Origin of the sequence: Nitrobacter sp., from assembly GCF_047149785.1 — a bacterium.
Taxonomy (GTDB): Bacteria; Pseudomonadota; Alphaproteobacteria; order Rhizobiales; family Xanthobacteraceae; genus Nitrobacter.
Map to the genome: position 1 here is coordinate 1,363,388 of NZ_BAAGBE010000001.1, position 16,897 is coordinate 1,380,284.

General features: G+C 62.0%; 19 protein-coding genes and 1 tRNA gene. 4 read left to right on the forward strand and 16 right to left on the reverse strand.

The features are described from left to right. Window positions 1–340: 340 nt before the first annotated feature. The 9 genes from thiL to ACMDCM_RS06310 form a co-directional block, all read right to left on the reverse strand. Complete coding sequence (thiL, locus tag ACMDCM_RS06270) at window positions 341–1,312, reverse strand: thiamine-phosphate kinase (protein WP_412772763.1); 972 nt, start codon at window positions 1,310–1,312, stop codon at window positions 341–343. A 179-nt stretch (window positions 1,313–1,491) separates the two neighbouring features. Further along, the gene (gene nusB, locus ACMDCM_RS06275) at window positions 1,492–1,977 is read right to left on the reverse strand and encodes a transcription antitermination factor NusB (protein ID WP_412772764.1); all 486 of its coding nucleotides are present in this window, start codon (window positions 1,975–1,977) and stop codon (window positions 1,492–1,494) included. A gap of 7 nt (window positions 1,978–1,984) precedes the next feature. Continuing rightward, window positions 1,985–2,476, reverse strand: a complete 492-nt coding sequence (gene ribH / locus ACMDCM_RS06280) for a 6,7-dimethyl-8-ribityllumazine synthase (RefSeq protein ID WP_412772765.1) — start codon at window positions 2,474–2,476, stop codon at window positions 1,985–1,987. Between the two features lie 138 nt (window positions 2,477–2,614). Continuing rightward, window positions 2,615–3,223 (reverse strand): riboflavin synthase, encoded by a 609-nt coding sequence (locus ACMDCM_RS06285; protein ID WP_412772766.1) that lies wholly within the window; start codon window positions 3,221–3,223, stop codon window positions 2,615–2,617. Window positions 3,224–3,272: 49 nt separating this feature from the next. Further along, window positions 3,273–4,424 carry a bifunctional diaminohydroxyphosphoribosylaminopyrimidine deaminase/5-amino-6-(5-phosphoribosylamino)uracil reductase RibD gene (ribD, locus tag ACMDCM_RS06290; RefSeq protein ID WP_412772767.1) on the reverse strand — a complete coding sequence of 384 codons (1,152 nt, stop codon included), beginning with the start codon at window positions 4,422–4,424 and terminating at the stop codon, window positions 3,273–3,275. Continuing rightward, entirely contained in the window at window positions 4,421–4,903 is a 483-nt protein-coding gene (gene nrdR / locus ACMDCM_RS06295; protein WP_412772768.1) for a transcriptional regulator NrdR, read from the reverse strand. The genes ribD and nrdR overlap by 4 nt, the downstream gene beginning before the upstream one ends. Before the next feature lie 136 nt (window positions 4,904–5,039). After that, window positions 5,040–6,341 (reverse strand): serine hydroxymethyltransferase, encoded by a 1,302-nt coding sequence (glyA, locus tag ACMDCM_RS06300; protein WP_412772769.1) that lies wholly within the window; start codon window positions 6,339–6,341, stop codon window positions 5,040–5,042. A gap of 182 nt (window positions 6,342–6,523) precedes the next feature. Further along, window positions 6,524–6,712 carry a DUF3606 domain-containing protein gene (locus ACMDCM_RS06305; protein ID WP_412772770.1) on the reverse strand — a complete coding sequence of 63 codons (189 nt, stop codon included), beginning with the start codon at window positions 6,710–6,712 and terminating at the stop codon, window positions 6,524–6,526. A gap of 93 nt (window positions 6,713–6,805) precedes the next feature. Beyond that, complete coding sequence (locus ACMDCM_RS06310; protein ID WP_412772771.1) at window positions 6,806–6,997, reverse strand: hypothetical protein; 192 nt, start codon at window positions 6,995–6,997, stop codon at window positions 6,806–6,808. Window positions 6,998–7,393: 396 nt separating this feature from the next. On the opposite strand from ACMDCM_RS06310, the gene ACMDCM_RS06315 reads away from it, so the two are divergent. Next, on the forward strand, window positions 7,394–8,395 hold the full coding sequence (locus tag ACMDCM_RS06315; protein ID WP_412772772.1) for a DUF4062 domain-containing protein: 1,002 nt from the start codon (window positions 7,394–7,396) through the stop codon (window positions 8,393–8,395). Window positions 8,396–8,631: 236 nt separating this feature from the next. Here the strand turns inward: ACMDCM_RS06315 and ACMDCM_RS06320 are convergent, their stop codons facing one another. The 4 genes from ACMDCM_RS06320 to ACMDCM_RS06335 form a co-directional block, all read right to left on the reverse strand. Next, a complete protein-coding gene (locus ACMDCM_RS06320) occupies window positions 8,632–8,883 on the reverse strand; it encodes a hypothetical protein (protein WP_412772773.1) in 252 nt (83 codons plus the stop codon). A gap of 473 nt (window positions 8,884–9,356) precedes the next feature. After that, entirely contained in the window at window positions 9,357–9,767 is a 411-nt protein-coding gene (locus tag ACMDCM_RS06325) for a GTA-gp10 family protein (RefSeq protein ID WP_412772774.1), read from the reverse strand. Window positions 9,768–9,890: 123 nt separating this feature from the next. Then, window positions 9,891–9,975, reverse strand: a tRNA-Leu gene (locus ACMDCM_RS06330). A 226-nt stretch (window positions 9,976–10,201) separates the two neighbouring features. Then, window positions 10,202–10,444 carry a FliM/FliN family flagellar motor switch protein gene (locus ACMDCM_RS06335; protein WP_412774683.1) on the reverse strand — a complete coding sequence of 81 codons (243 nt, stop codon included), beginning with the start codon at window positions 10,442–10,444 and terminating at the stop codon, window positions 10,202–10,204. Window positions 10,445–10,508: 64 nt separating this feature from the next. On the opposite strand from ACMDCM_RS06335, the gene lipB reads away from it, so the two are divergent. Beyond that, window positions 10,509–11,234: a lipoyl(octanoyl) transferase LipB gene (gene lipB, locus ACMDCM_RS06340; RefSeq protein ID WP_412772775.1), complete on the forward strand. Its 726-nt coding sequence runs from the start codon at window positions 10,509–10,511 to the stop codon at window positions 11,232–11,234. Between the two features lie 71 nt (window positions 11,235–11,305). Here lipB and ACMDCM_RS06345 read toward each other — a convergent pair whose 3' ends face one another. The 3 genes from ACMDCM_RS06345 to ACMDCM_RS06355 form a co-directional block, all read right to left on the reverse strand. Beyond that, window positions 11,306–11,605: an acylphosphatase gene (locus tag ACMDCM_RS06345; RefSeq protein ID WP_412772776.1), complete on the reverse strand. Its 300-nt coding sequence runs from the start codon at window positions 11,603–11,605 to the stop codon at window positions 11,306–11,308. 172 nt (window positions 11,606–11,777) lie between these two features. Next, a complete protein-coding gene (locus tag ACMDCM_RS06350) occupies window positions 11,778–13,796 on the reverse strand; it encodes an acetyl-CoA carboxylase biotin carboxylase subunit (RefSeq protein ID WP_412772777.1) in 2,019 nt (672 codons plus the stop codon). A gap of 145 nt (window positions 13,797–13,941) precedes the next feature. Then, complete coding sequence (locus ACMDCM_RS06355; RefSeq protein ID WP_412772778.1) at window positions 13,942–14,514, reverse strand: hypothetical protein; 573 nt, start codon at window positions 14,512–14,514, stop codon at window positions 13,942–13,944. Window positions 14,515–14,883: 369 nt separating this feature from the next. On the opposite strand from ACMDCM_RS06355, the gene ACMDCM_RS06360 reads away from it, so the two are divergent. Both ACMDCM_RS06360 and ACMDCM_RS06365 read left to right on the forward strand, forming a co-directional pair. Further along, on the forward strand, window positions 14,884–15,546 hold the full coding sequence (locus ACMDCM_RS06360) for a peroxiredoxin (protein WP_412772779.1): 663 nt from the start codon (window positions 14,884–14,886) through the stop codon (window positions 15,544–15,546). A 169-nt stretch (window positions 15,547–15,715) separates the two neighbouring features. Then, window positions 15,716–16,843, forward strand: a complete 1,128-nt coding sequence (locus ACMDCM_RS06365) for an S-(hydroxymethyl)glutathione dehydrogenase/class III alcohol dehydrogenase (protein ID WP_412772780.1) — start codon at window positions 15,716–15,718, stop codon at window positions 16,841–16,843. Window positions 16,844–16,897 lie beyond the last annotated feature (54 nt).

A 16,897-nucleotide genomic window follows, 5' to 3' on the forward strand; every position in this document is an offset into this window, starting at 1 on the left:
GCGATTCACGATGACACGGAATCAATTCCCGTCCCGTCGTCATGCGCGGGCATAGCCGTTCGAAGAACGGCATCGCTTTCGCTCGCCCAGAGCCTTTCCGCTTCTGATGGAATCAGGAGCGGAGCTCTATATTTTTGATTTGACGCGTTTTCTTTACGCGAACCGGTAGCCAATTCGCTCGAAAACGCTCTACGACCCGCGTATCCATCTTCTCTTGAAGATGGATTGCCGGGTCAAGCCCGGCAATGACGGATAATCGAGATGCTTCCGTCGAAGTGTGAAGCACTCTCGATCGCACGAGGCCCCAGACCTGACTCCATCAAAATCGGAATACCAGGATTCAGAAATGGCTGTAGGAAAGCCGTCCAAGCGCGATCTCCTGGCCTTCGGCATCAAGCCATTTCGGAGCCGCGTTTCCCGCGACGATCGTCCCGATCAATGTTACCGCGACGCCGGCGCTGCGGGCCGCCCCGGCGAAAGCCCCAAGCCGGTCCTCGGCGATCGTGGACAGGATCTCGTAATCGTCGCCGCCGCTCACCACGGATTCGAGACACGTCTGGCCCTGCTCCATCAGCGCGCGCGCGGCGTCGGACAGCGGAACGGACGCGGCATCGATCACGGCCGAGACTCTCGACGCCGCGCAAAGTTTCGCGAGATCGCCGGCCAGACCGTCGGAAACATCCATCGCGGCACGCGCGTAACTCCGCACCGCGCCGGAGAGGCTGATACGAGGCTGTGGAACTCTATAGCGGTCGAGCAGCGACTCGCGGATATCGACATCGCCCACAATTATTTTTCCCGTGAGAATAGCGAGCCCCAGTGAAGCGTCGCCAATGGTGCCGGAGACAACGATGCGGTCGCCTGGTTTCGCGCGGCTGCGCAAGATCGTTTCACCGGGCGGCATGCGGCCGAAGGCGGTGACGGAAATCGTCAGCGGTCCCGGCGTTGCGACTGTATCGCCGCCGAGCAGCGGACAATGGAACGCGGTTGCGTCGTCAAACAGCCCGCGCGCGAATGACGCGAGCCAATCCTCGTCGGCGTTGCGCAAGGCCAGACTCATGACGAAGCCGGCCGGCGTCGCTCCCTTGGCGGCAAGATCGGACAGATTGACACGCAAGGCCTTCCTGGCAACCGTTTCCGGCGGATCGCCGCTCAAAAAATGCACACCTTCGACGATGGCATCGGTCGTAATCACAAGATCGTCGCCGCCGCCTTTCAGGACGGCCGCATCGTCGGCAAGCCCGAGCGCGCCCGGATCGGTCGCGATCGGCTTGAAATAACGCCCAATCAGATCGTCTTCACCGGACGGCATGCGGTTGATCCTTGCGAGCTAATCGTTGCGACATTCAAACTCATCATGGCCGGGCAAAGCCGTTCGAAGAACGGCGCCGCTTCCGTTCACCTGTGTCCCGGCTATCCCGCCTTTCCGACCGAACCCAGCAAGACGTGGATGCCCGGCATAAAGCCGGGCATGACGACATCGACCCTGCCCTACCCTCGCGCAAACTCGTCGGCGCGGAAACGGCGCGCGATCTGATCGAGCACCGCGTTGACCATGCCGGCCTCCTCCTTCTCGACGAAGGCGTACGCGACATCGACATATTCGGACACCACGACCCGCGCCGGAACGTCCTTGCGGTGCTCCAGTTCGTACGAGCCGGCGCGCAGCACCGCGCGCACGATCGCGTCGATCCGCTTCAGCGGCCACCCTTTCGACAGAGCATCGTCGATCAATGGGTCGAGCCTGGTCTGATCGCGGACCACGCCCGCCACCACGTCACGAAAGAAGGCGGCTTCGGCGGGAAGATATCGATTGCCCTCAACCTCGTTACCGAGCCAGTGGCTTTCGAACTCCGCGAGGACATCGTTGATCCCTGCGCCGCCGATCTCCATCTGATACAGCGCCTGCACTGCGGCGAGCCGCGCCGCGCCACGCCGGTTGGCCTTCCTGTCGATACCCGCCTTGATGTCCGCCATCGTGCCGTTACGCCTTCGCCAGTCGGCGTCTGATCCGCAGCATTGCCAGCGCCGCCCGCGCCGCATGGCCACCCTTGTTCGACTCGCTGGCGCGCGCTCTCGCCCACGCCTGCGCGTCGGTGTTGACGGTGATGATGCCGTTGCCGAGAGGCACCCGCCGTTGCACGGACAGATCCATCAGCGCGCGAGCGGATTCCATCGAGACGATCTCGAAATGGATGGTGTCGCCCCGCACCACGCAGCCGAGCGCAACCACCGCGTCGTAAGGCTCGCCATTGCGCTCGGCCGCATCGAGCGCCATGGCTATCGCCGCCGGGATTTCCAGAGCGCCCGGAACGGTGACGACCTCATAACCGACTCCGGCGGATCTCAGTTCCGCGACCGCGCCTTCGAGCAGCGCATCCTGAATGTCGTCGTAGAACCGCGCCTCGACGATCAGGGCGCGCGCGCCCGAGACGTCGCTCCGATCCTGAGGCGCTGCGCGCCTTGCCTCTGCCATACCCTGCTCCGGTTAGTCATTGCCGGGTCCAATCGTTCGAAGAACGGCGTCGCTTCGCTCGCCTATCATCCCGGCAATCCATCTTGTTAAGAGGAAGAATGCGCGGGTCAAGCCCGCGCATGGTACATTTATCGAAGCCTACTTCATCTCGCTCAGCCGCGCTGCGTAACGCGCCATCAGATCGACTTCGAGATTGACCTCACGGCCCGCGTGCCAATCGCCGAGCGTGGTGGCGTCGAGCGACCGCGGAATGATGAACACCGAAAACGTCTGGTCTAGTACGGTGTTCACCGTCAGCGATACGCCGTCCAGCGTCACCGAACCCTTGGCCGCCACGAAGCGCGCCAGATCCCGGGTGGTGCGCAATTCGAAACGCGCCATGCCATGCAGGTCGTCGCGCGTAACGACGGTGGCGATTCCGTCAACGTGGCCTGCGACGATGTGACCGCCGAGTTCATCGCCGAGTTTCAGTGCGCGCTCGAGATTGAGCCGCGTTCCCACCGCCCAATGCTTTGCCGTCGTTACGTCGAGCGTCTCCGCCCCGACATCGACGTCGAACCAGGTCTTTTCCCCGGCACCGCCCGAGGCAACGACGGTCAGACAAACGCCGTTGCAGGCGATGGACGCGCCGTCCGCGATGGCGGTTTGATGATAGCGGCAGAGGATACGCAGCCGATGCAGTTGATTCTGCGCTGGACGCGTCAGCGTTTCTATCTCGCCGATGTCGGTCACTATGCCGGTGAACATCAGAACCTTCCGCAGCGGCCGAAATGTTTCGGATTCAAGCTAACTCGATTTAGGCACGCTCGTAAATCATGAGGGTATCCTGATCCAGCGTCTCGCTCGCACGGAGCCTGTAATGTTGCGATTGCGTGATTGTGTCCAGCGGCAAGGAGCCAAGCGCCGGCACGCCGTCGTCGCCGATCGGATCGGGACCATGCAGCAGCCACGCTTCGTCGACCAGCGCAGACGCAACGAACGACGATGCAACACGCGCGCCGCCTTCGACCAACAGGCGCGTCATTCCTCTTTCGGACAGGGCGCGGAGAACCGCCGCCAGGTCGAGCCCGGGCGCGCCGGCGGCGACCGGAACGCGCACGACCTGCACGCCGGCCGCGCCGAGCTTCAAGTCCGCGGCGGTTTCGGCAAAATCCGATGCCATCACCCAGAGCGGGGTCCCGCGCGCTGACTGGATCAGCCGGCTCTCGTGAGGAATACGCAGCGCGTGATCCAGCACCACACGCACCGGCGAGCGCGCTTCCATGCCCGGAAGCCGGCAGGTCAGGAGAGGATCGTCGGCCAGCACTGTGCCGATTCCGACCAGAATGGCATTGCATTGCGCGCGCAGCAGGTGCACCCGCGCCCGCGCCGCCTCGCCCGTGATGGCAACCGGCGTCCCCCCCGCCACGCCGATCTTTCCGTCGCTGGACATCGCGAGCTTGAGGATGACGTGTGGGCGCTTGTCCCGGACGCGCCGGAAATGTCCGGCATGATGTTGCGCGGCCTCGACAGCACAAAGTCCGACATCGACCGATATTCCGGCGGCCCGCAACCGTGCATGGCCCCGCCCCGCGACTTCCGGAGTGGGATCCTCGACGGCGGATACGACGCGCGCGATGCCGGCGGCGATCACGGCGTCTGCGCACGGCGGCGTTTTTCCGACATGCGAACACGGCTCCAGCGTGACATAAAGCGTCGCGCCGCGCGCCGCCTCTCCAGCACGCCGCAGCGCCTCGACCTCGGCATGCGGACGGCCTCCCGGCTGGGTCCAGCCGCGGCCCACGATCACGCCGTCCTTTACGAGGACCGCGCCCACTGCCGGATTTGGCGCGCTCGCACCCAGACCGCGGCGACCCAGCATCAGCGCCAGTTGCATGAAATGCAAATCGGCGGCCTTGGCCGTCCGGAGCTTTTCTCCGGTTTGCTCTTCCAGAACGCGGAAGATCATTTGCGCAGCGGCACCTGCCGCGCATCGTCCTCGCTGGAGAGTTCGCCCAGCACGGCCTCGAAATCCTTGGCTTCCCGGAAATTGCGGTAGACCGAGGCGAAGCGCACATAGGCGACATCGTCGAGGGTCCGCAGGTGTTCCATCACGATCTCGCCGATAGTCTCGGACGAAATCTCGGCCTCACCGCCGCTCTCGAGTTCGCGGACGATAGCCGACACCATGGTTTCCACGCGTTCGGGTTCAACCGGCCTTTTGCGCAATGACACTTGCAGCGAGCGTACCAGCTTGTCGCGGTCGAACGGCACCCTCCGTCCGTTGCGCTTGATGACCGTGAGTTCACGCAACTGCACGCGTTCGAAGGTGGTGAAGCGGAAATTGCAGGCCATGCAGACGCGCCGCCGCCGGATCACGGCCGAGTCTTCCGTCGGCCGCGAGTCCTTCACCTGGGTATCCAGACTGTTGCAGCTCGGGCAGCGCATCAACGCGCCTCCTCGGTTGCGTCATGGCCGGGCGTGTCCCGGTCATCCACGTCTTGGAACCGCCAGCCGTCAAAGTCGTGGATGCCCGGCATAAAGCCGGGCATGACGGCGGGGTTACATGGCCAAAATCTCATCATTACTGATAAATCGGGAAACGGGCCGTCAGCGCCTTGACCTTCTCCTTCACTGCGGCCTCGACCAGCGGGGCCTTGCCGTCGTCGGCCTGCGCGATGGCGTTGAGCACTTCGGCGATTAGGCCGCCGACCTGCTTGAATTCGGCAACCCCGAAGCCGCGCGTCGTGGTCGCCGGCGTGCCGAGACGAAGACCGGAGGTCACGAACGGCTTTTCGGGATCGAAAGGAATGCCGTTCTTGTTGCAGGTGAGGCCTGCGCGCACCAACGCCTTTTCGGAGACGTTGCCTTTCAGCCCCTTGGGCCGCAGATCCACCAGCATCAGGTGATTGTCGGTACCTCCGGAGACGATATCGAAGCCATGGCCGCGCAGGGTTTCGGCCAGCGCCTTGGCATTTTCGACAACGTTCTTCGCGTAAAGCTTGAAGTCCGGTCGCAGCGCCTCGCCGAACGCCACGGCCTTGGCGGCGATGACATGCATCAGCGGGCCGCCCTGCAGGCCGGGGAAGATCGCCGAATTGAGCTTCTTGGCAAGCGCCTCGTCATTGCACAGGATCAGGCCGCCGCGCGGACCGCGCAACGACTTGTGGGTGGTGGTCGTGGTCACGTGCGCGTGCGGTACCGGCGAGGCATGCACGCCCCCCGCGACGAGACCGGCGAAGTGCGCCATGTCCACCATCAGATAGGCCCCGACGCTGTCGGCGATCTCGCGGAAGCGCTTGAAGTCCCAGGGGCGCGAATAGGCCGAGCCGCCGGCGATGATCAGCTTCGGCTTGACCTCTTCGGCCCGGCGCGCCACGTCGTCCATGTCGATCAGGTGGTCGTCGCGCCGCACGGTATAGTGGGCGGCCTTGAACCACTTGCCGGACATGTTGACCGGCGCACCGTGGGTCAGGTGACCGCCGGCCGCAAGGTCGAGACCCATGAAGGTGTCGCCGGGTTGCAGCAGCGCCAGGAACACGGCCTGGTTCATCTGGCTGCCGGAGTTCGGCTGGACGTTGGCGAACTGGGCGCCGAACAGCTTCTTGGCCCGCTCGATCGCCAGCGTTTCGACGACATCCACCCATTCGCATCCGCCGTAATAGCGCGCGCCCGGATAACCCTCGGCGTATTTGTTGGTCAATACCGAGCCCTGCGCCTCCAGAACCGCGCGGCTGACGATATTTTCCGACGCGATCAGTTCGATCTCGTGGCGCTGGCGGCCCAACTCGCCCTTGATCGCGGCGGCGATTTCGGGATCGGCCCCGGCCAGGGTGGCCGCAAAGAAGGAATCAGGCGCGGAGGCGGTTTTGGCGGTCGAGTCCATCTACAGAATATCCTTGGCGGCGCAGCCCGTTAAATACCGGACGCGAACGGCAGTCACAGGCGGTCGAAGCGGCGCCAGCCAGATAGCATATTGAATCAGGACGGCCAAGGTGTTGCGCCTCCGCTTCGGTGTTCAGGCAATATATGGTGTGGGATCGCCGGCGTAGACGCCCGGCCAGCGTATTATTTTCCGAGGTAGTTCCGCACCGCGGCCAGCGAGGGCCCGACGCTGGATATCGCTTCGAGCAGCCTGTTCCGCGACACGTTCAGCCGGCCCGCCCAGAGATCAGTCTGGGTGTCGTCCCGCGTATCCACCACCGGAGGCGTCTGGTAAGTGGATATCACCGATGCAACCGTGACAAGCTGGATCATGATGCAAGTCTAGCACCCGGACCCGAGCCTGCCACCTCGCCATGCCGCCACGGTTAAAATCCGGTATCCGGCTGCACGCCGGCTTTGACCCTGCTACATCCAGTACGCGACCGTTCCCGCAATCGCGACCGCCACCGCAATGGCAATCACCGGCCAACTATTTCTGGCATAACGACCGCGGGCGCGACGTTCGGTAATGAGCGCGCGTTCATACTCGTCGGAGGATGAAAAGATGCAGGCAAAGCCGCTGCGCGCCGTCATCGCGTCGGCTTCGAGCGACAGCATTTTGCTATGACGTTTGCTGCGTGAGAGCATCATCGGCGAAGGCTAAGAGCGTTATGGTAAATAAGACGTTAACGACTGTGCAGAGACGCAGCGCATATGTTGTCACGTAAGGGCGGGCACGCCTTGGTTTCAAAGGTCCTTTTTTATGGTCTATACATATGACGCTGCCGCGGGTGCCGATCCGACGATGCCGCCTCAACGGAATTTCCGCATCACATATCCTGCTTCTCAGTTGCTTACGATGTCGGCGCGTCGCGAAAATCCGGAACGCGGACGCGGTGCCCGCGTCCCGACGGCGCCAGGGCGTCGGACTGAAGCCATCCGACGACGGCGACTATCGCGCCGGAGGGCATGAAAAGGATGACCGCCGGATTGGGAGGATGAGGAAGAATTCAGGTGGATCGGGTTTTCCAAGTCTTCATTAGTTTGACCTCCACGGATTTGAAGGAGGAACGACAGGCCGTCAGCAACACGTTGGCAAAAGCGGGATACATGCCTGCCAGCCTGGAACTGTTTCCGACAACCGATCAACAGCAGTTCAACTATGTCAAGCGGATCATCGACCGCAGTGACTATTACGTCGTGATCGTTGGCGGCCGTGGCTGCTCGCTCTCCGATGACGCGCTGCGTTTCACGGAACAGGAACTTGAATACGCGCGATCGAAAGACATTCCCATACTTGCGTTTCTTCCTGAAAACCCGGGCGGCATTGCAGTCGGCAAGACCGGACCGGATGCACTGCCAACGGAAAAACTGGATGCTTTCAAAGCCCGTTTGAAAGCCGGCTGCATCGTCGAATTCTGGAATAACGAAAACGATCTCTGCATGAAAGTCGTGCTGGCGGTTGCCTCCGCCATAAATTTGAAGCCCGGGGCCGGCTGGATACGAGGTGATCAAGCGATCGATCCAAAGCTTCTCCAGGAACTGGAAAAACTCCGCATAGAGAACGCGGACTTTCGCCGGAGGCTCGCCGAATACAGTCGCAAAGAGTCGACCGATCCGACTCTGGCCGAATCATCCGACTCGATGACCGTGGAACTGCTTATTTACCGATCGGAAGAAGGACATCCCGATTCCATATCGCGGACGATCTTGTTGAGCGATCTTTTTGCCGGACTATACGGCCACCTTCTTAAGAACCCTTCGGAGGCTTACGTTCGAGAACTTGTTGGATCCTGGTATCGAGAGAAATTCCACATCTCAGACTATTGCGAGCTTAGCGAAAAGAGCGCGGTCATCATCCGAGACAAACTGGAGGCTCTCGACCTAATCAAGTCTCGCTCGATCATAGCGGGCTTTTCCAATCATATCGCTTGGTCTGTTACCGAAAAAGGAAAACAGTTCCTCGAATCGAGGCGTATGTTGAGGATTGACCACACAGGCTCCGAAACGACTTAACGCGATCCGGCGAACAGCGCTAAATCATGGGTCCCGCCTCATTCCATCAGAATGATTGCGGAAGACCGTGCCCGGAGCGGCCTCCACTTCGACAGCAAAAACCCCGCCGGAGCGGGGCTATCTTCGGAGCCAGAGCTTCCGGCTTTGATGGAAACGCAGCCGGGCTCCAGCTTTTTGTTTTGATGCGTTTTTTTACGCGAACCGGTATCCACTCCGCCTGAAAACGCTATAGCGCTTCAAGATACGTGGACTTCGGTCCCGAGCACCTTTTGCTCGACTCCAAGCGTTTCACAAATCGCCTTCAACCGCGCAGGCTTCGGAAACTGGATGCCGCGCATATAAAGAGAAATATCACAGCGTCGGAAATCGTGGGGACCGCGGTACCGCTTCGATGCTTCGCGGGCGAATTGCGCTTCGGTCCAATGTTTGTCCGCGACTAATTTAGCAAGGCGTTTCCCAAACTCTACCCTATCTGCATCTGCCATCATTTTCTTTTCTTCCTCACTTCCCTATTCCGCGCATCAGCAATCCCGAACGGGGCAATCCCATCCGAGAGGTGATCCGCGACGCTGCTCTCCGGAGAGCCCGGTGGGCTTTGTGACGTAGGGGCATGTATACGTTACTATACATCGTCCCATTTACTACTAGCGCCAGCGTGAGGCACCCCCGCGCATCTTGCATAGAGTAGTAATGTACTTAACTCAGTACCTGTAATGTACTTAACTCAGCGCTGCTATCGTTGCGATGACAGGGCGTGGCGTGGTCGGAGGATGCAGGAATTCTGGCAGTGTCCGATGGCCGGCAGGAGTTTGCGGAATCAGGGTTCGGTCGATTCCGGGCTGCTTATCAGGAATGCAGGCGCCGTTCATCGGACTTGCGGCGCAACAACGCGCCGACCAGTCAACGACCGGCGCAACTCGCAAAATATAGACTCGGTATTAGAAATTTGCAGACGGCGCCATCATGATGACGCGTCCCCCGTACCAGCGACCAGCGCGGCAATGACTTCCGACGCAATCAACGCGTTGGCTTCGAGTGGCTTCCCGGCGACGTGCTCATCGACAAGCTCGAACGCTTTGTCTTCGGGCATTCCTCCACCGATCAATCCAAGCGCGATAACGTTTTCCACGTCCAAAGCCGAAAAGACCTTTTCGACAAAACGCCTGTGACAGGCGGCCGGGGAGTCGCCATATTGTCCGGCCAACGGCGCCCGGCCGATGCCGAGGCGGGCAATCGTGACCATCCTGGCGACGTTCTTCAATTTCGCCCCACCAGCGATCATGGCAAGGACCTTGGGGTCGTTCAAATTGAACGTGCGAGTCTTGCCAGCGAATTTGATCTGACGGGCGGAGGGATTCGTCGTCGAGGACATCTTAAACTGCCTTTCCAATACTACGCGACAAGTTGTGGTCTCTCCGCTCTCGGGCAATTCTGAATTTCGACGCCAGCCATCTGCAGGTGGCTGGCGACATAGCCCTTTGATTTCGTGGATATATGGTGCGCTCGGAGGGACTCGAACCCCCACCCTGTTACGGACTGCCACCTCAAGGCAGCGCGTCTACCAATTCCGCCACGAGCGCTAAAAATCGGATCGGAGCTCGCGCCCCGGCCGGATGGACGGCGCCGATGTAACAAAACAACGGTAGGGCGACAAGGCCCAGCGGGATGCTCTTCCCCGCCTGAAGAGATTCGGAAGAGCGTCGCCTTTCAAGCAGAACTATACTGGAATCATAGGCTTGGGGCGTCTTTTTGATCCAGGCCCCCATTTCGGCCGGACTTCCTGACGTCATGTCCGGCCCAAAAGGCTTATCTGCGGTCCGGCGTTCTTGGCAGCATCTGTTTGACTTCGACCGCGATGCGGTTGCGGTTGACCATCACCACCCCGCTAGCGACCGGCAGGTTGTTGGCGAGAATCTTGACCTCGTCCTGCTCGGTGGCGTCCAGCTCGATGATCGCGCCGCGGCTGAGCCGCATGACCTGATGAACGGGCATCGACGTGGTCCCCAGGACCACCATGAGATCGACTGATACTTTATCGAGCGTCGCCACGAATACGGACTCACGAACCATGCAAAATTGATACGGTCCAAGACCACCACGTTATGGTTAGACAATGGTTAATGACCGCCAGCTTCTTGATTTGACGCCGTTTGACGCCTCGTCCGGCGAGCCTGTCGACTGGGTCCTGTCCGATGCGCCGGTGCCCTATCCGGAGGCCGTTGCCGTCATGGAAACGCGGGCGGCCGCGATCGCCTCGGGCGAAGCGCCGGAACTTGTCTGGCTGCTGGAGCATCCCCCGCTCTACACCTCCGGCACCAGCGGGCGCGACGGCGATCTGCTGCAGACTCGCTTTCCGCTGTTTTCGACCGGGCGCGGCGGCCAGGTGACCTATCACGGCCCCGGCCAGCGCGTGGCCTATGTCATGCTCGACTTGAAGCGTCGTCGTCCCGATGTGCGGGCGTTCGTCGCCGGACTTGAGGAATGGATCATCCGCACGCTCGGCGCTTTCGACGTCAAGGGTGAACGGCGCCAGGACCGGGTCGGTGTCTGGGTAGCGCGCCCGGACAAGGGACCGGGCCACGAGGACAAGATCGCGGCGATCGGCGTGCGGCTGCGCCGCTGGGTATCGTTCCACGGCGTCTCGCTCAACGTCGAACCAGACCTCAGCCATTTCGACGCCATCGTGCCCTGCGGCGTCACCGATCCGCGCTACGGCGTTACCAGCCTCGCCGATCTCGGCCTTCGCGTCGGACTGGCGGATGTCGACATCGCGCTCCGGCGCGCATTCGCAGAGGTGTTCGGGCCTTCGGACCTGCGTATGCCGGGAAAGGATACCTGACCTCTCCGCTGCTCGTACGAAACCGCGCAGTTCACGGACCGCAAGCGCAGGCAAGCCTGAGGCCGGGTCGCCTACACCGTCGCAAGTTGTGAGAATCGCTCGCCGGGCCGGATCAACTTCAAGGCGTCCGCCATTACGGGCTGATCTTCGACCGCATCGACGCGCGCGAATTCCGGTCCGTTCCGGCAGCGCGCCACCATGTCGGCGACGGCTTCGGCCCGCCCCGTGAACAGGGCCTCGACGCTGCCGTCACGACGGTTGCGCACCCAGCCGGCAACGCCGAGACGAATGGCTTCGATCATCGTCCAGTAGCGGAAGCCGACGCCCTGGACGCGGCCGCGGATCACGATCTGACGAACCACATCGTCCATTAGCGTTTCATGTCCGACAACCTCACACCGCGGGCAGGCAAGGCTTCAAGGCGCTAGAGTCTATTTCAACTGCGTTGAATCAGACTCGTCGCTTATCTTTTTGTTTGAGCATGATCTTTTCCGAAAACCGGTTTCCACTTTTCGGGATCATGCTCTAGCGAACACCACCATCTCACGCAAATTCGAGAACCAGCGCATCGACCGCCAGTGTCGCTCCGGGGACCGCCGCGATCTTCTTGATGACTCCGTCCTGCTCGGCCCGCAGCACGTTCTGCATCTTCATGGCTTCGATCACCGCCAGCGTCTCGCCGGCCTTGACTTCCTGTCCCTCTGTCACGGCGATCGAGATGACGAGGCCCGGCATCGGACACAGCAGCTTCTTGCCGTTATCGGCCGCCGTCGCCGCCGGCATCAGCCGCGCCGCCGCCGCCTCGGTTTCGGTGAACACGTTGATCGCGATCTCGAAGCCCTGATGCGCGAGCCGGAATCCGTTTGCGACAGGCCTGACCTGCATCGCGACCGGACTGTCGTCGATTGTGCCTTGCCAGACCGGCTGGCCTGGCACCCAGCGCGAGAGCAGCCGATGGGCGATATCGCCGACACTGCCATCCTTGCCGACGAAGCGGATCGCGATGGCATCGCCCTCGCGGGCGACGTCGAGCAGAATTTCATCGCGGCCGAGCCAGACCGCGCGGCGGCCTTCGCGTCTGACGACGCGGCCGGGCATCTGGCCGGAAATCCGCCGCTTGCGTTCGCCGAGCACGTGATCGATGGCGGCCGCCACCGCGGCCAGCCTGAACGCTGTCTCTCCTTGCGGTGTCCGCGCCGTAAATCCGTTTGGGAATTCCTCGGCTATGAAGCCGGTCGAGAGATGGCCGGCGCGCCAGCGCGGATGGTGCATCAGGGCCGACAGAAAGGGAACGTTGTGCCGGATGCCGTCGATGTAAAATGCGTCGAGCGCATGAGCCTGCGCCTCGATGGCGGCGCGGCGCGAGGGCCCGTGGGTCACGAGCTTGGCGATCATCGGATCGTAATGGATGGAAATTTCGCCGCCCTCATACACGCCGGTATCGTTGCGCACGATGATGCCGTCATGGTTGGTTTCCGCCGGCGGCCGATATTTGACGAGGCGTCCGACCGAGGGCAGGAAACCGCGGAACGGATCTTCCGCATAGACGCGCGATTCAACCGCCCATCCCGTCAGCGTCACATCCTGCTGCGCGATCGGGAGCTTTTCTCCGGCGGCGATGCGGATCATCTGCTCGACCAGATCGATGCCGGTGATCAACTCCGTGACGGGATGCTCGACCTGCAGCCGCGTATTCATCTCGAGGAAGTAGAAGCTCTTGTCCTGGCCGGCGACGAATTCGACGGTGCCCGCCGAGTCGTAGTTCACGGCCCGAGCCAACGCGACGGCCTGTTCGCCCATCCTGCGCCGCGTGGCCTCGTCGAGCAGCGGCGACGGCGCCTCCTCGATGACCTTCTGATTTCGCCGCTGGATCGAGCACTCGCGCTCGCCGAGGTAGATCGTGCTGCCATGCTTGTCGCCGAGCACCTGGATTTCGATATGGCGGGGATCGACGATGAATTTCTCGATAAAGACCCGGTCGTCGCCGAATGACGACTTCGCCTCCGCCTTCGCGAGATTGAACCCTTCGGCGACCTCGGCGCTCGCATGCGCAATGCGCATGCCCTTCCCGCCGCCTCCCGCCGACGCCTTGATCATCACGGGATAGCCGATCTCGTCCGCGATCCTGACGGCGTGCCTGTCGTCCTCGATCACGCCGAGGAAGCCTGGAACGGTCGACACCCCGGCCTTTGCGGCGGTCTTTTTGGATTCGATCTTGTCGCCCATCGCGGCGATCGCGGCGGGATTGGGCCCGATGAAAACCAGGCCGGCATCCGCGAGCGCGCGCGCAAACGCCTCGCGCTCCGACAGGAAGCCGTAACCGGGATGCACGGCCTGCGCGCCGGTGCTGCGGCAGGCGTCCACGATCTTCTCGATGTCGAGATAGCTCTCGGCCGCCGGCGGCGGTCCGATCAGGACGGCCTCGTCGGCCATCTCGACGTGAAGCGCGTCGCGATCGGCTTCCGAATACACGGCTACGGTTTCGATGCCCATCCGGCGGGCCGACCTGATGATCCGGCAGGCGATCTCGCCGCGATTGGCGATCAGTATCCGTTTGAACATCTGCCTGTTGACCTGCAACCTTGAGGCGCGGTCCAATCTTCCGGACGGTGTGCGCGATCGGCGAACCGTTCCGTCGTACAGAAAAAAGAAAACAGGAGCAAAGGCTTTTCAGCCGGAACGGCCACGCAAAGTCTCTTCGCGCGGCCTACATGCCGAGATCGAAAATGTTTGGAAAATGCACCAGCGGCAGGGTCGCCGCCCCGATCAGGCTCACGACCAGCGCCATCAGATGCCGGTTGCTGCGGCGTTTGCCGCGCATCTGGGTTGCGATCCATTCCAGCACTTCGATATTGACGCCCACTGCCTTGGTCGGCGCCCAGCTCTCGATGGCGGTCGCCGGCGACAGCGCGATGCTGCGCGGCGGCACCGGCAGACCCGAGGCGGACGCGGCGTGGTGGACGATCGCCTTGGCAAAAAGATCGTCGAACCGCCCGTCGTCGCTGCGCTCAGTAGCGGCATCGTTGATTTCAAACAGGGCTTCGGCCTCCTCCCGGCTCACCGGCTGGTTATTCACGGCGGCCGTGGTCAAAAGGCGCTCACACCAGGATGCATCCGTGGCGTCGAGCACGCGAGAAAAGTGAATGCGGCCGAGCGCGGTCGGCCCCTCCCCCGTGATGACGCCGTCCCGGACCATGGCGAGTGCAGCGGCTATTGCCGCGCGGCTGGAAATCGTTGAAATGTCGAGCGGGCTGACGGCGGGAGACGTGTCGGAAAGCATAGCGAGAACTCTCTTCTTGTTAGATCAGCAGTTTCACGCCGGCGTGAATCGTTCGTTAAAAAACGACAATCCGTCGCCGTATCCGGGATAAATCGGACCCACGGTTTGCCGCCGCTCATGTCGATCGGAGTTCCGTTTGATCCCACGGCGTTCCGGCATGCGTGGGACGCGGACACGGCATTATCGCGGCATCTTCGATCACGTTGCCGTAGGTGTTAATTCGCCGGCGCGGCGGGGGACCGGCAGGAAGATGCTGCGCCAAGCCCGCGACAAGAAAGAAATTATCCTTTTTGATTATGCGGTTCCGTTTGGCGTAGCTGCGGCCTATATTCTCCGCATCCCGCCGTTAATTGACACGAGGACGTGACGATGACTTTATCGATTGGTTCGCCTGCGCCGGACTTCGAAGCCGAAAGCACCGAAGGCCACATCAGCTTTCACAAATGGCTCGGCAACGGCTGGGCGCTTTTCTTCTCTCATCCGAAGGATTTCACGCCGGTCTGCACCACCGAGCTCGGCGCCGTCGCACGGCTCAAGCCGGAGTTCGACAAGCGCGGCGTCAAGCTGATCGGCATCAGCGTCGACCCGACCGACAAGCATCATCTGTGGTCCAAGGACATCGAGGAGACGCAAGGCGTCGCGCCGAACTATCCGTTGATCGCCGATGTCGATTTCAACGTCGCCAAGCTCTACGGCATGCTCCCGGCCAGCACCTCCGGCGACGTCAACAAGCGGACGCCGGTGGACAACCAGACCGTGCGCAATATCTTCGTGATCGGCCCCGACAAGCAGATCAAGCTGGTCTTCGTCTATCCGATGAGCACCGGCCGCAACTGGCAGGAAGTGCTGCGCGCGATCGACTCCCTGCAACTCACCGCCAAGCACGGCGTCTCCACGCCGTCTGACTGGAAGCCGGGCGACGACGTGTTCTTCTCCGCCGCGGTGCCGGAGGAAGAGGCGCGCAAGAAATTCCCCAAGGGCTGGAAGTCGCCGAAGCCGTATTTCCGCATCGTCGAGCAGCCGAAGGACTAGGCGTTCGTCAGGTTCGGAAGTGTGCCTGAAGGGACGCTGCGGCGTCCCTTTCTTTTTGTGGATGCTCGCGGTTGCCGCCATGCGTGCGCGAACCTATGCTGGGCGGTGACAACGAGTTCGCGCGGCGACGCGCGCAACCTCTCCCACCGACAGAGAATTGGAAATCACCATGCAGGTTCGCGCCGCAGTCGCCCTTGCCGCCGGCAAGCCGCTGGACATCACGACCGTGGAACTCGATGGGCCGCGCGACGGCGAAGTCATGGTCGAGATCAAGGCCACCGGCGTGTGCCACACCGACGAGTTCACGCTATCCGGCGCCGATCCGGAAGGGTTGTTTCCGGCGATCCTGGGTCATGAAGGCGCCGGCGTGGTCGTGGATGTCGGCAAGGGCGTGACGTCGGTGAAGAAAGGCGATCACGTCATTCCGCTCTACACGCCGGAATGCCGGCAATGCCCGTCATGCCTGTCGCGCAAGACCAATCTCTGCACGGCGATCCGCGCGACCCAGGGCCAGGGGCTGATGCCCGACGGCACGTCGCGCTTCTCGCTCGATGGCAAAAAGATCCACCACTACATGGGCACGTCGACCTTCGCCAATTACACCGTGCTGCCCGAAATCGCTGTCGCGAAGATCCGCGACGACGCGCCGTTCGACAAGGTCTGCTACGTCGGCTGCGGCGTCACCACCGGTATCGGCGCGGTTATCAATACCGCCAAGGTCGAGCCCGGCGCCAAGGCGATCGTGTTCGGCCTCGGCGGCATCGGATTGAACGTGTTGCAAGGGTTGCGGCTCGCGGGCGCCGACATGATCATCGGCGTCGACATCAACGACGACCGCAAGGCGTGGGGCGAACGCTTCGGCATGACGCACTTCGTCAACCCCACGGACATGGGCAAGGATCTCGTCCCTCACCTCGTCGACATGACCAAGTCCGGCGCCGATCAGATCGGCGGCGCGGATTACACCTTCGATTGCACGGGCAACGTCAAGGTGATGCGCCAGGCGCTGGAAGCCTGTCACCGCGGCTGGGGACAGTCGATCGTGATCGGCGTAGCGGCCGCCGGCGCGGAGATCACGACGCGCCCGTTCCAGCTCGTCACCGGGCGGGTCTGGAAAGGCACCGCGTTCGGCGGCGCGCGCGGTCGTACCGATGTGCCGAAGATCGTCGACTGGTACATGCAGGGCAAGATCCAGATCGATCCAATGATCACCCACGTCATGCCGCTCGACGACATCAACCGGGCATTCGATCTGATGCACAACGGCGAGTCGATCCGCAGCGTCGTCACGTTCTGACGCGGATCGGATAAGCATGACCCCTTGATATTGCCTTGGCGATTTTTAACCATC